This is a genomic window from Bradyrhizobium uaiense (assembly GCF_010811875.1).
Lineage (GTDB): Bacteria > Pseudomonadota > Alphaproteobacteria > Rhizobiales > Xanthobacteraceae > Bradyrhizobium > Bradyrhizobium uaiense.
Genome location: NZ_VKHP01000264.1, coordinates 1 through 12,111, shown reverse-complemented (window position 1 = coordinate 12,111; position 12,111 = coordinate 1). Strand labels below are relative to the sequence as shown.

The 12,111-nt window shown below is 64.7% G+C and carries 13 protein-coding genes; 10 read left to right on the top strand and 3 right to left on the bottom strand.

Annotation, left to right across the window (positions count from 1 at the left end):
* Positions 1 to 123: 123 nt before the first annotated feature.
* Entirely contained in the window at positions 124 to 885 is a 762-nt protein-coding gene (locus FNJ47_RS39110; protein WP_163161215.1) for an SDR family NAD(P)-dependent oxidoreductase, read from the bottom strand.
* A 107-nt stretch (positions 886 to 992) separates the two neighbouring features.
* On the opposite strand from FNJ47_RS39110, the gene FNJ47_RS39105 reads away from it, so the two are divergent.
* The 7 genes from FNJ47_RS39105 (at position 993) to FNJ47_RS39075 (ending at position 7,302) form a co-directional block, all read left to right on the top strand.
* Positions 993 to 1,508 carry a CvpA family protein gene (locus FNJ47_RS39105; protein ID WP_163161214.1) on the top strand — a complete coding sequence of 172 codons (516 nt, stop codon included), beginning with the start codon at positions 993 to 995 and terminating at the stop codon, positions 1,506 to 1,508.
* Between the two features lie 136 nt (positions 1,509 to 1,644).
* Positions 1,645 to 2,427, top strand: coding sequence for an SDR family oxidoreductase (locus FNJ47_RS39100; protein ID WP_163161212.1), 783 nt, complete (start codon positions 1,645 to 1,647; stop codon positions 2,425 to 2,427).
* A 166-nt stretch (positions 2,428 to 2,593) separates the two neighbouring features.
* The gene (locus FNJ47_RS39095) at positions 2,594 to 3,583 is read left to right on the top strand and encodes an NADPH:quinone reductase (RefSeq protein WP_163161210.1); all 990 of its coding nucleotides are present in this window, start codon (positions 2,594 to 2,596) and stop codon (positions 3,581 to 3,583) included.
* Positions 3,584 to 3,606: 23 nt separating this feature from the next.
* Entirely contained in the window at positions 3,607 to 4,455 is an 849-nt protein-coding gene (locus tag FNJ47_RS39090; RefSeq protein WP_163161208.1) for an MBL fold metallo-hydrolase, read from the top strand.
* A gap of 140 nt (positions 4,456 to 4,595) precedes the next feature.
* The gene (locus tag FNJ47_RS39085; RefSeq protein WP_163161206.1) at positions 4,596 to 5,438 is read left to right on the top strand and encodes a fumarylacetoacetate hydrolase family protein; all 843 of its coding nucleotides are present in this window, start codon (positions 4,596 to 4,598) and stop codon (positions 5,436 to 5,438) included.
* Positions 5,439 to 5,587: 149 nt separating this feature from the next.
* Entirely contained in the window at positions 5,588 to 6,202 is a 615-nt protein-coding gene (locus FNJ47_RS39080; protein ID WP_163161204.1) for a glutathione S-transferase family protein, read from the top strand.
* Positions 6,203 to 6,429: 227 nt separating this feature from the next.
* Positions 6,430 to 7,302, top strand: a complete 873-nt coding sequence (locus tag FNJ47_RS39075; protein ID WP_163161202.1) for an MBL fold metallo-hydrolase — start codon at positions 6,430 to 6,432, stop codon at positions 7,300 to 7,302.
* A 53-nt stretch (positions 7,303 to 7,355) separates the two neighbouring features.
* On the opposite strand, the gene FNJ47_RS39070 is transcribed toward FNJ47_RS39075, so the two are convergent.
* Positions 7,356 to 7,898 carry a methylated-DNA--[protein]-cysteine S-methyltransferase gene (locus FNJ47_RS39070; RefSeq protein WP_163161200.1) on the bottom strand — a complete coding sequence of 181 codons (543 nt, stop codon included), beginning with the start codon at positions 7,896 to 7,898 and terminating at the stop codon, positions 7,356 to 7,358.
* A gap of 145 nt (positions 7,899 to 8,043) precedes the next feature.
* On the opposite strand from FNJ47_RS39070, the gene FNJ47_RS39065 reads away from it, so the two are divergent.
* Positions 8,044 to 8,853 (top strand): alpha/beta fold hydrolase, encoded by an 810-nt coding sequence (locus FNJ47_RS39065; protein WP_163161198.1) that lies wholly within the window; start codon positions 8,044 to 8,046, stop codon positions 8,851 to 8,853.
* A gap of 226 nt (positions 8,854 to 9,079) precedes the next feature.
* On the opposite strand, the gene FNJ47_RS39060 is transcribed toward FNJ47_RS39065, so the two are convergent.
* Positions 9,080 to 9,535: a carboxymuconolactone decarboxylase family protein gene (locus FNJ47_RS39060; RefSeq protein ID WP_163161217.1), complete on the bottom strand. Its 456-nt coding sequence runs from the start codon at positions 9,533 to 9,535 to the stop codon at positions 9,080 to 9,082.
* 109 nt (positions 9,536 to 9,644) lie between these two features.
* Between FNJ47_RS39060 and FNJ47_RS39055 the strand changes: the two genes are divergently transcribed.
* Together FNJ47_RS39055 and FNJ47_RS39050 are read left to right on the top strand one after the other, a co-directional pair.
* Positions 9,645 to 10,511, top strand: a complete 867-nt coding sequence (locus FNJ47_RS39055; protein WP_163161196.1) for a sigma-70 family RNA polymerase sigma factor — start codon at positions 9,645 to 9,647, stop codon at positions 10,509 to 10,511.
* 55 nt (positions 10,512 to 10,566) lie between these two features.
* Complete coding sequence (locus tag FNJ47_RS39050; protein ID WP_163161194.1) at positions 10,567 to 11,817, top strand: M20/M25/M40 family metallo-hydrolase; 1,251 nt, start codon at positions 10,567 to 10,569, stop codon at positions 11,815 to 11,817.
* Positions 11,818 to 12,111 lie beyond the last annotated feature (294 nt).

Genomic DNA, 12,111 nt, shown 5'->3' with positions numbered 1-12,111 from the left:
TCGAGCTCGTCTTCCCATCCCGCCATGGTCAGCCCTCCAAGAGCCGACCACCCATGAATCATTGAAATATTGATTCGGGAATCCTATAAAGCACAGCAAAATCGACAATCTGCCAAAGTAGTGCTAGTTCAACAGGAACCCGCCATCCACCGTCACCACGGTACCGGTCATGTAGCGCGAGGCGTTGGAGGCGAGCAGCATGATCGCGCCATCGAGATCGGATTCGGCGCCGACGCGACGCTGCGGAATCCGCTTTGCAAGGCGCTCGCCCGCCGGCGTCGACCAGAAATCATGGTTCATCTCGGTGTCGATATAGCCCGGTGCCAGCGCGTTGACGCGGATGTTGTTGCCGGCGAGCTCCAGCGCCATCGCCTTGGTGCCCTGGATCATGCCGGCCTTGGAGATCGCATAAGGCGAAACCGCTTTCAGCACGCCCTGCCCGAGCACCGAGGCGACATTGACGATGTTGCCCGGCTGCTTGCGCAGGATCATGCGCCGCGCCAATTCGGTCGCAAGGAAGTAGGCGCCCTTCAGATTGGCGTTGACCACCGCATCCCAATCCGCCTCGGTCTGCTCGGTCGACAACTTCTCGATCGCGATGCCGGCATTGTTGATCAGGACCGAGACCGGACCGAGCGCGGCTTCTGCGGCGTCGAGCGCTTTCGCAATGCCGGAAATATCCGCGACGTCCATCTGCACCGCGGCGGCGCGGCCGCCCTTGGCCTTGATCTCGTCCGCGAGGCTTTTCAGCTTCGCGGTCTGGCGCGCTGCCAGCACCACCGCAGCGCCATGCGCCGCCAGCACACGGGCGAATTGCCGCCCGAGCCCTTGCGAGGCGCCGGTAATGAGGATGATTTCTTTACTGACATCGAATAGGTCGGACATCGACAGGTTCCCGGATTGAAGCGGACGATTGATAGCTACAATTGTCCCTGATGTAAGCAGGTTTGATCAACCGGGGCACCGCAGGAGATTGGGCAGGACCTGCTTCCATGAACCTCTTCGACCTTGCCGTGACCATCGGGTTGCTGTTCGCGGTCGCGACCGGTTTCACGACCGGCCTGTTGCGCAGCGCGGTCACCATCCTAGCCTATCTCGTTGCCATGCCGCTCGCGGTCGCAGTGCTGGCGATGATCGGGCCCCACATCGCGACGCTGCCGTCCTCTCCGTTTCCGCCCAACGGGGTGCTGCTGTTCGCGCTCTTCCTTTTGATCGGCGTCATCCTCGGAAAAATGGCACGGACGATGCTCGACGACACCATCGGCTCGGAGATCGGGATCGGCGACCGCCTCGGCGGTGCGCTGCTCGGCGCCATCCGGGTCGGCCTCGTCGTGACCACGCTGGTGCTGGTGTTCGATCAGCTGGTGCCGCTGGCCAGGCAGCCGCAATTCCTCAACGGATCGCAATTGCGGCCGTTATTCTCCGCGGCTGGACAAGCCGGATTCCGGTCGTTGCCGCCCGAAGCCACCATGGCGATCGAGCGATTGCGGCGCGAGCAGCGAATCTAGCCGATCGGGCTCACCCGCCTGTTCCGACCCGGCATGCACTTATGCATTGCACGTCCCTTACCGGCGCCGCCGAGCTTGGCTAGACTGCCGCCATCGAACCTTTACAAACCTATCCGACATCACAGGGAGTGAACTCGTGGATCTTGGAATCAAAGGCCGCCGCGCCATCGTCTGCGCATCGAGCAAGGGACTGGGCCGCGCCTGCGCGATCGCGCTCGCCAACGAGGGTGTGCATGTCACGCTGACGGCGCGCGGCGCCGAGGCGCTGAAGCAGACCGCCGACGAGATCCGTAAAGGCCATCCCGGCATCACCGTCACCGAGATCGTCGGTGACATCACGACCCCGGCAGGGCGCGAAGCCGTGCTCAAGGCCTGCCCCGATCCGGACATCCTGATCAACAATGCCGGCGGCCCGCCGCCCGGCGATTTCCGCAACTGGACCCGCGACGACTGGATCAAGGCGATCGACGCCAACATGCTGACGCCGATCGAGCTGATCAAGGCGACCGTCGACGGCATGATGGCGCGCAAGTTCGGCCGCATCGTCAACATCACCTCGGCCGCGGTGAAGGCGCCGATCGAAATTCTCGGCCTGTCCAACGGCGCCCGCGCCGGCCTCACCGGCTTCGTCGCCGGCCTGTCACGCAAGACCGTGATCAACAACGTCACCATCAACGGCCTGCTGCCGGGCCCGTTCGACACCGACCGCCTGCGCGGCACCGCCAAGCCTGAGGCTGAAAAGCGCGGCATCTCGGCCGACCAGGTCCTGACCGAGCGTGCAAAGCTCAATCCCGCCGGCCGCTTCGGTCGTCCCGACGAGTTCGGCTATGCCTGCGCGTTCCTGTGCGGCGACAAGGCCGGCTTCATCACCGGGCAGAACATCCTGCTCGATGGCGGTGCTTTCCCGGGCACGCTCTAGTGCCGCCGATTTGAAGCTCCTGCACTGTATGCGGCGAGGCCGATTGGGAGCTTCAAATCGGTGAAGCGGCACTAGAGAATCATGAGTCTTCTAGCGCCCTCTTGCTTTCCGAAGTTCGCGCACGAGGTCGCTGGACGAGTTCACGAACTTCGGAAAGGGGCGCTAGATGAAAGCCGTTTGGTACGAACGAACCGGCGCGGCGCCGACGGTGCTCACCGTCGGCGAGATGCCGACGCCCGAGGCTGCGCCCGGCGAAGTCCGGGTTCGCCTCGAGGCCTCCGGCGTCAATCCGGCCGATGTCGGCCGCCGCAGCGGCAACTATCGCGCGATGGAATTTCCACGGGTGATCCCGAACAGCGACGGCGCGGGTATCATCGACCAGGTCGGTGAAGGCGTCACCCGCTTTGCGGTCGGCGACCGCGTCTGGCTGTTCAACGGCCAGCGCAACGGCCGCGCCTTCGGCACCGCGGCCGAATACATCACGCTTGCCGATTATCTGGTGACGCCGCTGCCGCAGGACGTCTCGTTCGCGGCTGGAGCCACGCTCGGCATTCCCTGCATGACGGCATGGTGCGCGCTGTTTGCCGACGGCCCGGTCGCGGGGCAAACGGTGCTTGTCACCGGCGGCGCCGGTGCGGTCGGCCATTACGCCGTGCAACTCGCCAAATGGGGCGGCGCGCGCGTGATCGCGACGGTGAGCTCAGAGGTCAAGGACGTCGAGGCGCGGCTCGCCGGCGCCGACACCGTCGTCAACTACCGGACCGAGGACGTCGTATCCAAGGTGATGGCCTTCACCGAGAACCGCGGCGTCGACCGTGTGATCGATGTCGATTTCGGCGGCAACCTCGCAACCACGCTGAAGCTCATGGCGATGAACTCGACGATCGCGGTCTATGCCACCAACGGCAACCGCACGCCGACACTGCCGGTGCGCGAATTGATGGAGAAGTGCATCACGGTGCGCTCGCTGGTGCTGTTCGCACTGCCGCCGCCGCTGCTCGCGGCCGCGCAGGCCGACATCACGAAGTGGCTGCAATCAGGCACGCGCGTGCACAACATCGCCGGACAATTCGCCCTGGCCGAGACCGCCGACGCCCATCTCGCGGTCGAGAAGGGCGACAAGATCGGCACCGTGATCGTCGACTGCTCCCGATAACAAGAGACAGAGAGGCACGCCGCATGCAATGGACGATCGGCAAGGTCAAGATCACCAAAGTCGTCGAGCTCGAGACCGTCGGCAGTACGCGCTTCATCCTGCCGCTGGCCGGCCGGGAAGAGATCCAGAGCCTGCCCTGGCTGATCCCGCATTTCGCCAATGAAGACGGCCGGCTGAAAATGTCGATCCATTCGCTGCTGGTGGAAACGCCAGAGCACCGCATCATCGTCGACACCGGGCTCGGCAACGACAAGCAGGGCCGCAACGCGCCGACCTGGAACAACCGCAGCGATCCGTTCCTGGAAAAACTGACCGCGGCCGGATTTGCCCCTGACAGCATCGACACCGTGCTGTGCACGCATCTGCATGTCGATCATGTCGGCTGGAACACGAAACTCGCCGGCGGCAAATGGGTGCCGACCTTCGCCAACGCGCATTACGTATTCGGCAGGACTGAATACGAGCACTGGCGCGACCACAGCGACGATAGCGCGCATGCCGCCGTGTTCGCCGACTCGGTGAAGCCGATCGCGGATGCCGGCAAGGCCGAGCTGGTGCCGAGCGATCACCGCCTGACCGAGGAGATCACGCTGATCCCGACGCCGGGTCACAGCCCCGGCCATATGAGCATCCACATCAAGTCCGCTGGCGAGGAAGGGCTGCTGACCGGCGACGTCGCGCATCATCCCTGCCAGATGTATCATCTCGACTGGTCGTCGACTGCGGATTCCGACCAGAAGCAATCGGCCGCGACGCGGCGCGAATTGTTTTCGCGCTTTGCCGATACGCCGACGCTGGTGATCGGCGGGCATTTCAATGCTGGCCACATCAAGCGCGACGGCGACGCGTTCAGGTTCGTCGCTTTGGGATGATCGGCCCGAACCGGCCTTGAAATAAGGCTTGGCAGCAATGCAGCGCCCTCATGGCGGTTGAATTTCCGCCCGCGCTGTTCCATGAAGCGTGTCGAGGTATACCAGTAACAATCCTCAAGACACCGTAGGGAGTGATCAACATGAAGCTTGTTCGTTATGGCGAAAAGGGTGCGGAAAAGCCCGGCCTGATCGATAAATCCGGCCAGCTCCGCGACCTCTCGGCGCATCTGAAGGACCTGACGGGCGACGCCTATTCGCCGGAACAGCTGAAGAAGCTTGCGGCCCTCGATCCCGCCTCCCTGCCCGCCGTCTCCGGCAAGCCGCGCTTCGGCGCCCCGGTCACCGGCATCTCGAAGTTCGTCGCGATCGGCCTGAACTATTCCGACCATGCCAAGGAAACCGGCGCCGCGATCCCGACTGAACCGATCATCTTCATGAAGGCGAATACCTCGCTGTCCGGCCCGAACGATGCGGTCGAGAAGCCGCGCGGCTCGACCAAGCTCGACTGGGAAGTCGAGATCGCCGCGATCATCGGCACCCGCGCCAAGTACGTCTCGGAAGCCGACGCGCTCAACCACGTCGCCGGTTATTGCGTCTGCAACGACGTCTCCGAGCGCAACTTCCAGACCGAGCGCCTCGGACAGTGGACCAAGGGCAAGTCGCACGACACGTTCGGTCCGGTCGGCCCGTGGCTCGTCACCAGGGACGAAATCGCCGACGTGCAGAACCTGTCGATGTGGCTCGACGTCAACGGCCAGCGCCGCCAGACCGGCTCGACCAAGACCATGATCTTCACGATGGCGAAGTGCATCTCCTACGTCTCGCAGTTCATGACGCTGCTGCCCGGTGACATCATCACCACCGGCACCCCGCCCGGCGTCGGTCTCGGCATGAAGCCGCCGACCTTCCTCAATGTCGGCGACGTCGTGACGCTCGGCATCGAGGGCCTCGGCGAGCAGCGCCAGGAAATCGTCGCGGCGTGAGGCTCGGCTAGCGCAACCACCGTCATTGCGAGGAGCGATAGCGACGAAGCAATCCATCTTTCCGCGTGTTCGGAAGCAATGGGCTGCTTCGCTACGCTCGCAATGACGGAGGTCCAAGACGTATCCCGCGCATTCTCAGAGGTGCATTCATGAAACTCACCTTCTCTCCCGCCTCCCCGTTCGCCCGCAAGGTGCGCATCGCGGCGATCGAGCTCGGCCTGATCGACAAGATCGAGTTCGTTCCGGCGACCGTTGCGCCCGGTACCGCCAACGACGAATATTCCAAGATCTCGCCGCTGAAGAAACTGCCGGTGCTGATCCTCGACCATGGCGACGTGATCCTGGATTCCTACGTCATCGTCGAATATCTCAACGAGATCGGCGGCGGCCGGCTGATCCCGGACTATGGCCCGCGGCGCTGGCAGCTGAAGACTGATCATTCGCTTCTCAACGGCATGCTCGACTCCATGCTGCTGTGCCGCTACGAGAAGATGGTGCGGCCGCAAGGTTCGCTGTGGCAGGCCTGGTATGACGATCACTGGAACAGGGCCTGGGCCGGCATGGCGCGGTTCGAGAACCGGCCGGACGTGCTGAACGGCTCGTCGTTCGACATTGCGCAGATCGGCCTCGTTTGCGTGCTCGGCTATGCCGATTTCCGCTTCGCCGATTGCGGATGGCGCAAGGCCTATCCGAAGCTCGACGCCTTCTACCAGAAAATGCTGGAGCGGCCGTCGGTGAAGATCTCGGCGCCGCCCGCGGCGTAGCAAAGCAAGGCGCGGGGAGATTGACGATGCGCGCACGTCTCCTCGCCGCTCACGTCCCGGCGCGAGCCTTGCACTCGCGCCGACGATTCCCGATCTCGACCTTGTGATGATGACGACGGCAGCCTGGTACGGCCGGCCGAACGAAGCCCTTGCGGCGATGGATATCCTCGCCAACATCATCAGTCCCGCCGTGCGCGCCGCGCACCGACTTTATCGAAGGAATCACCATGAGCCTGAAATTTGCCGCCGGCGATCTCACCATTCATCGCATCGTCGAAGAGGAAGGGCTGTTCCTGCCCGCGCACGACATGCTGCCCGGACTAACACCGGAGGTGCTCGCCGAGAACCGCGCCTGGATGAAAGCGGCCGGTGCGCTCGACGACAGCGACACACTGATCCTGGCGTTCCAGTCCTACATCGTGAAGACGCCGCACCACACCATTCTGATCGACAGCTGCATCGGCAATGACAAGCCGCGGCCGGGGCGGCCGAGCTGGAACATGAAGACCGACGACAATTATCTGCGTGGCCTTGCATCAGCCGGCTTTTCGGTCGGTGACATCGACTATGTGATGTGCACGCATCTGCATGTCGACCATGTCGGCTGGAACACGCGGCTCGAGAACGGCCGCTGGGTGCCGACCTTCCCGAACGCGCGCTACGTGTTCGACAAGAGCGAGTTCGACTACTGGACCGAGACCAATGCCAAGGCAGAGATCCCGCCGTTCGTCGACAGCGTGCTGCCGGTGGTGGAAGCCAAGCGGGCCGAACTGGTCGGCAACGATTTTGCGATCGGCGATCATATGCGCATCCTGCCGACACCCGGCCACACCCCGGGCCATGTCGCCTTCACCTTCGGCCGCGGCAAGGATGACGCGGTGTTTGCCGGCGATTTGATGCATTCGCCGATCCAGACGCATTATCCGGAGCTGTCGCCGAAGTTCGACGTCGACCCGACGCTGGCGGCAAAAACGCGCCGCAGCTTCCTGGAGCGCTATTGCGACACCGATACGCTGTGCTGCCCCGCGCATTTCCCCTCGCCGACGGTCGGCAAGATCAGGCGGAAGGGCAATGGGTTTGTGTGCGAGACGGTGAAGTAGGAGCTTGCTCGCTTCACCCTCCCCCTCCAGGGGAGGATAAGAAGACCACGTCCTCAATCAAACAGGCTCGGGGTGTGGTTCACCACCGCGCCTTCGATCTGCAGCATCTTCAGCTTGGTCACGACGCCACCATTGGCCGAGAAGCCGCCCGGCTTGTTGCCGGCCGCCAATACCCGGTGGCAGGGCACCACGATCGGGCACGGGTTGCGGCCGAGCGCCTGGCCGACATCGCGCGACAGCTCGACGCCGCCGAGCTGCTTGGCGATATCGCCATAGGTCACGGTTTTCCCGGGCGGGATTTTGCGCGCGATGTCGTAGACGCCGCGATTGAATGCCGGGACGCCGTCGAGATCGAGCACGATGTCGGCGAGGTCGTTCGGCTTGCCGGCGAGCAGCTCAATCATGCCGTCGATCGCATGCTGCACCTCGGCGGGCGGGGCCGCCTCGGTGACGTCGCCGTTGCGCTGGGCAATCCGCTTGCGGGTCTTCTCCTCGGTGCCCATCGGCAGCTGCACGCCGGTGACGCCGTGCTCGCCCCAGACGACGCCGCAGGCGCCGATCATGGTCTCGAAGATTGCAAAATGCTGGCCGGTCATGGCTCGCTCCAGATGTTCGTTCAATAGCTCACGCGTGAGCCTGCTGTTGATCTGAAATCTAGGCTTGGAGAATGTTGCTATCCACCCGAATTCCGTGGGAACTTGGGCTGAATCAACAACATCTCCCGCCCTCCGCGAGCCCCCAATGCACAGTCTCCACGTCAACGGTTTCGACATGCCCTATCTCGATATTGGTCAAGGGCCTCCGCTGGTCTGCGTGCACGGCTCGCTGTGCGACTTCCGGATCTGGTCGGCGGTGCTCGGCCCGCTGACGCGATCGCATCGCGTGATTGCGGTCAGCCTGCGGCATTTCTTCCCGGCGCATTGGGACGGTGTCGGCGACACCTATTCGATCGCGCAGCATGTCGACGATGTGATCGCCTTCATCGAGGCCTTCAATACCAAGCCGGTCGACCTGATGGGGCATTCCCGCGGCGGCCATATCTGCTTCCGTGCCGCGCAACGGCGGCCGGACCTGCTGCGCAAGCTGATCCTCGCCGAACCCGGCGGCGAGCTCGACGCGACGCTTGATCCCGATTTCAAGCCGGGCCCCTCGCCGCTGGCAGCACGCTTCGCGGCATGCGCCGCGGAGATCGCCAAGGGCGACATCGACGGCGGCCTGCAGATGTTCATGGATGCGCTCGAAGGTCCCGGCGCCTGGAAGCGGATTCCGGCGACCTCAAAGCAACTGCTGCGCGACAATGCGACCGCCCTGATCGGCCAGACCCGCGACCAGCGCCCGCCATTCTCGAAGGCCGACGCGGAGGCGATCAAGACGCCGACGCTGTTCATCGGCGGCGCCAACACCAAGGGCGTGCTGCCGAAGGTGCTGCACGCGCTCGCCGCCAATGTGAAGGGGTCGCGCACCGAGATGATCCCGGGCACCACGCATCCGATGTTCGAGCAGGCTCCGCAGCGCTATTGCGAGATCGTGCTGGAGTTTCTCTCCGCGTAAAAGGTGCACCTCTCCCCCTGTGGGAGAGCGTAGGCCGCCTGGCGGCGGCTGTCCTCAAGAACGCTGAAGCAAAGCTTCAGCTATGTCGCATCGACAGATGCGATCCGGGTGAGGGGTCTGTCTCCGCGGAGAGAACCCCTCACCCGGCGCGATGCCGCTGCGCTCTATCGCGCCACCCTCTCCCACAAGGGGAGAGGGTGCACCGTCTGCGCAGCGAGAGGACTCCTCACACCTTCCACGCACCGACCGGCTGGCGCACGGCCACGTTCAGCCGGTTCCAGACGTTGATCGCCGCGATGCCGAGCACCAGAGACGCCAGCTGCTGCTCGTCGAAATGCTTGGCGGCGTCATCCCACACCGCGTCCGTCACCGGGTCCTCGCGGTCGCTGAGCCGGGTCACCGCTTCGGTCAGCGCCAGCGCGGCGCGTTCGGCTTCGGTGAAATACGGCGCGTCGCGCCAGGCGCCGACGGCGAACAGCCGCTCGTCGGTCTCGCCGGCGCGCCGGGCGAGCTTCGGGTGCATATCGACACAGACGCTGCAACCATTGATCTGGCTGGCGCGCAGATGGACCAGCTCGAGCAGCTTTTCCGGCAGCGCCTTCCTGGTGCTCTCGCTGAGCGCCTGCAGCGCCTTCATGGCATCGGGAACAACCATCACCGGGTGGTTCATGCGGGCTTTCATCATGTCACTCTCCTGATTTCTTTTTGACGCCGCCGTGCCGATCTGCTGTCACATCGGCCGACTTTCGTTCGTCAAGGCCATGACGGAGCGGACAAAGGGAATGTGACCGATGGACGAGAAGAATTCTCTCACCGAGCAGTTCCAGGCCAACCGGCCGCGCCTGCGGGCGGTGGCCTATCGCATGCTGGGCTCGACCGCCGAGGTCGACGATGCCGTGCAGGAGGCCTGGCTGCGGCTTGGCCGCACCGATGCCGCTGCGGTCGACAATCTCGGGGGATGGCTGACCACGGTGATCGCGCGGATCTGCCTCGACATACTCCGCTCGCGCAAATCGCGCCGCGAGGAGCCGATGGGCCCGCACGTGCCGGAGCCGATCGCGGACAATCCCTCCGAGCGCGAGGCCGAGATGGCGGATTCGGTCGGCGCGGCGCTGCTCGTGGTGCTGGAGACGCTGGCGCCGGCCGAGCGGCTGGCATTCGTGCTGCACGACATGTTCGCGGTGCCGTTCGAGGAAATCGCGCCGATCGTCGGGCGCACGCCGGCCGCCGCGCGGCAACTCGCCAGCCGTGCCAGACGCCGCGTGCAGGGCGCGCCGCCCGCACCGGATCCCGATCTCGGCCGCCAGCGCGGCATCGTCGAGGCCTTCCTTGCCGCATCCCGCAACGGCGATTTCGAAGGGCTGCTTGCGGTGCTGGCGCCCGACGTCGTGGTGCGCGCCGATCAGGCCGCGCAGCGGCTCGGCTCGCTGCCGGTGATCCGCGGCGCCGCAGCAGTCGCCGAAAGCTTCAAGGGACGCGCGCAGGCGGCGAAAACGGCGCTGGTCGACGGCGAGATCGGCGTCGCCGTCATCCTCGGCGGCGCGCTGCGTGTGGTGCTGCGGGTCACGATTGCGGGCGACAGGATCGCGGCAATCGATGCGACCGCCGAGCCCGCAGCGATCGAGGCACTCGATGTCGAGGTGCTCGATCGCACCTGACGCAGCAAAGTTGCGATGCTAGGCTCCTCCCTGCGCTCATGCAGGGAGGACATTCATGAAGCTATCCGTCAAATTGCTCGCGTCGGCCGGCCTGCTCACCCTCGCCTCGTCCTCCGCCTTTGCCGCCGCGGATGAAAAGCTGCGCGCGGCCGCCGAGCAGGCCCAGGCGGCCGTGATCGAGAGCCTGCACGACATGGTGCTGATCGAGTCGGGCTCCGGCGATGTCGAGGGCCTGAAGAAGATGGCCGACTACACCGAAGCGCGGCTGAAGGCGCTCGGCGCCAAGACCGAGCGGCGCAAGACCACGCACGGCGCCGGCGCCGACATGGTGATCGGCACCTTCGAGGGCACCGGCAGCAAGAAGCTGATGCTGATCGCACACATGGACACCGTCTATGAGCACGGCATCCTCGACACCCAGCCCTACAAGGTCGACGGCAACAGGATCTACGGACCCGGCATCGCCGACGACAAGGGCGGCATCGCCGTCATCCTGCATTCGCTCAAGATCCTGAACGACGCGGGATGGCGCGACTATGCGAAACTCACCGTTTCGTTCAATCCGGATGAAGAGGTCGGCTCGATCGGCTCCGGCGAGATCATCTCCGAGCTTGCCGATCAGCACGACGTGGTGCTGTCCTGCGAGCCGACGGTGGCGCCGCCGGTGGCCAAGAACGATAGCCTGCTGCTCGGCGCCAGCGGCACCGCGACCGGCGCGATGGACGTGAAGGGCAAGGCCTCGCATGCCGGTGCCGCGCCGCAGCTCGGCCGCAATGCGCTGCTCGAGCTCGCGCATCAATTGCTGCAGACCCAGGACGTCGCGAAATCCATCCCCGGCACGCAGCTGAACTGGACCACCGCGAAGGCCGGCACGGTGCGCAACCAGATCCCCGATCAAGCCAGCGCCGGCGCCGACATCCGCCTCACCATTCCGGACGGCGTGCAAAAGCTGCAAGCGGCACTCGACGAGAAGGTGAAGAACAAACTGATCCCCGACACCGAAGTGACCGTGGCAGTCGTCGCAGGCCGTCCGCCCTTCGTGGCCAACGATCGCGGCCGCGCACTCGCGAAGCAAGGACAGGCGATCTATGCCGAGCTCGAGCGCACGCTGGATATCGCTGAGATGACCGGCGGCGCGACCGATGCCGGGTTCGCCGGGCGCAGCGGCAAGGCGATCGTGGTCGAGAGCTTCGGCCTCGCCGGCTGGGGCTATCACGCCCGCGACGAATATATCGACACCAATTCGATCGTGCCGCGGCTCTATCTGATGACGCGGATTCTGATGGAGCTCGGCAAGGCGAAGTAGCGGGGGCGAGAGCGCACAACGGCAATTGGGTTGAGAGAGCAACGCCAATCGTTCGGCCAACAACCGGGGCCACCCCTCTCCCCAACCCTCCCCCGCAAGGGGGGAGGGAGCCTGATCCGTGTGCTCACCTCACGCGTTGATCGTCGCGGTGTGTCTCACGGATACCGCCCCTTGCGGGGGAGGGTCAGGGAGAGGGGTGCCGCTTGCTCCGCTGGAGAATTGAGACTGCCCCATCACCGCAACCGACGCGATCACGGCCGCCGAATCTCGGAAGAAATGAATATTCCTCAATCG

Coding starts and splice junctions, on each gene's coding strand:
- FNJ47_RS39065 (WP_163161198.1), top strand. CDS start 8,044: ATGCACAGTCTCCACGTCAACGGTTTCGACATGCCCTATCTCGATATT.
- FNJ47_RS39105 (WP_163161214.1), top strand. CDS start 993: ATGAACCTCTTCGACCTTGCCGTGACCATCGGGTTGCTGTTCGCGGTC.
- FNJ47_RS39095 (WP_163161210.1), top strand. CDS start 2,594: ATGAAAGCCGTTTGGTACGAACGAACCGGCGCGGCGCCGACGGTGCTC.
- FNJ47_RS39070 (WP_163161200.1), bottom strand. CDS start 7,898: ATGACCGGCCAGCATTTTGCAATCTTCGAGACCATGATCGGCGCCTGC.
- FNJ47_RS39085 (WP_163161206.1), top strand. CDS start 4,596: ATGAAGCTTGTTCGTTATGGCGAAAAGGGTGCGGAAAAGCCCGGCCTG.
- FNJ47_RS39075 (WP_163161202.1), top strand. CDS start 6,430: ATGAGCCTGAAATTTGCCGCCGGCGATCTCACCATTCATCGCATCGTC.
- FNJ47_RS39055 (WP_163161196.1), top strand. CDS start 9,645: ATGGACGAGAAGAATTCTCTCACCGAGCAGTTCCAGGCCAACCGGCCG.
- FNJ47_RS39050 (WP_163161194.1), top strand. CDS start 10,567: ATGAAGCTATCCGTCAAATTGCTCGCGTCGGCCGGCCTGCTCACCCTC.
- FNJ47_RS39090 (WP_163161208.1), top strand. CDS start 3,607: ATGCAATGGACGATCGGCAAGGTCAAGATCACCAAAGTCGTCGAGCTC.
- FNJ47_RS39110 (WP_163161215.1), bottom strand. CDS start 885: ATGTCCGACCTATTCGATGTCAGTAAAGAAATCATCCTCATTACCGGC.
- FNJ47_RS39060 (WP_163161217.1), bottom strand. CDS start 9,535: ATGAAAGCCCGCATGAACCACCCGGTGATGGTTGTTCCCGATGCCATG.
- FNJ47_RS39080 (WP_163161204.1), top strand. CDS start 5,588: ATGAAACTCACCTTCTCTCCCGCCTCCCCGTTCGCCCGCAAGGTGCGC.